This is a genomic window from Microbacterium sp. NPDC055357 (assembly GCF_053644835.1).
Genome location: NZ_JBSHLZ010000021.1, coordinates 1 through 1,405, shown reverse-complemented (window position 1 = coordinate 1,405; position 1,405 = coordinate 1). Strand labels below are relative to the sequence as shown.

Annotated in this window: 1 protein-coding gene; it reads left to right on the top strand. The window is 63.1% G+C overall.

Annotated features, from left to right (window positions below; genetic code table 11):
• The first annotated feature begins 123 nt into the window (after positions 1 to 123).
• Positions 124 to 1,347 carry an IS256 family transposase gene (locus ACWICD_RS14445; protein WP_454140563.1) on the top strand — a complete coding sequence of 408 codons (1,224 nt, stop codon included), beginning with the start codon at positions 124 to 126 and terminating at the stop codon, positions 1,345 to 1,347.
• Positions 1,348 to 1,405: the final 58 nt, after the last annotated feature.

Below are 1,405 nucleotides of genomic sequence, written 5' to 3'. Positions count from 1 at the left end.
GGTGACGTCCCCTGGAGTGGTGGAGGATTCGGCAGGGTTGTCTTCGTCGTAGACGTTGGTGAGCCATCGTGCGAGGGTCAGTGAGAACCGATCAAAGTCACTCACAGAAAGACACCACGCACGATGGCTCTAGACCAGTCTGCCCTCCTCGAGCTCCTCGGGGAACTGAAGCTCACCGATGTCACCGACCGGATCCGGGTCGCGACCGAGACGCTCTATCAGGAGTTGATCGACGCGGAAGCTGCCGCGTTCATCGGTGCCGCCCCGTTCGAACGCACTCCGGCACGGACGACACAACGCAACGGCACCCGTCCACGGACCTTGTCGACCACAGCCGGTGATCTGGAGTTGCGGATCCCGAAGCTGCGGGCGGGGACGTTCTTCCCATCGCTGCTGGAACGACGCCGCCGGGTGGACCAGGCCCTGTTCGCGGTCGTGATGGAGGCCTACGTTCACGGCGTCAGCACCCGTAAGGTCGACGACCTCGTCAAAGCGCTCGGCGCGGACACCGGCATCTCGAAGAGTGAGGTATCGCGGATCTGCGCGAACCTCGACGAAGACGTCGCGGCGTTCCGCGACCGCCCACTAGCTGACACGACCTATCCGTATGTGTTCCTGGATGCGACCTACTGCAAAGCCCGCGTCGGCCGGCGGGTCGTGTCCCAGGCGGTCGTCGTCGCGATCGGAGTCGCCGCAGATGGCCGCCGTGAAGTCCTGGGCTTCGAGGTCGGCGAAACCGAATCACAACCGTTCTGGACGACGTTCCTGCGCTCGTTGAAGGCTCGAGGACTCGATGGAGTGAAGCTCGTCATCTCCGACGCCCACACTGGTCTGATCTCCGCGATCGAGACGGTGTTCGCCGGTTCGTCCTGGCAAAGATGCAGGGTGCATTTCATGCGGAACGTGCTCTCCAATGTTCCGAAGACGGCGGGGCCGATGGTCGCGTCGATCATCCGCACGATCTTCGCCCAGCCCGACACGGAGCATGTCTTCGCACAGTTCCACGAGGTCGTTCGGATGCTGACCCGCTCGCACCCGAAGATCGCGGACATGCTCGAGGACGCGAAAAACGACATCCTCGCGTTCTGCGGCTTCCCGCAGCAACACTGGCGGCAGATTTGGTCCACGAATCCGCTGGAGCGGGTGAACAAGGAGATAAAGCGCCGCACCGACGTCGTGGGCACGTTCCCGAACCCGGCCGCGCTGCTGCGCCTGGCCGGGCACGTCCTGATCGAGCAACACGATGAATGGGACGGCGCGGACCGACGCTACTTCAGCGAGCACTCCATGAAGCTCCTCAACACCGAAACAGAGGAGGTCGCGATTCCCGAACTCACTGCGGCATAATCACAACAGCTGATCCCGCACGGTGTCGAGATTCTCCACCACTCAGCGGGACGTCACC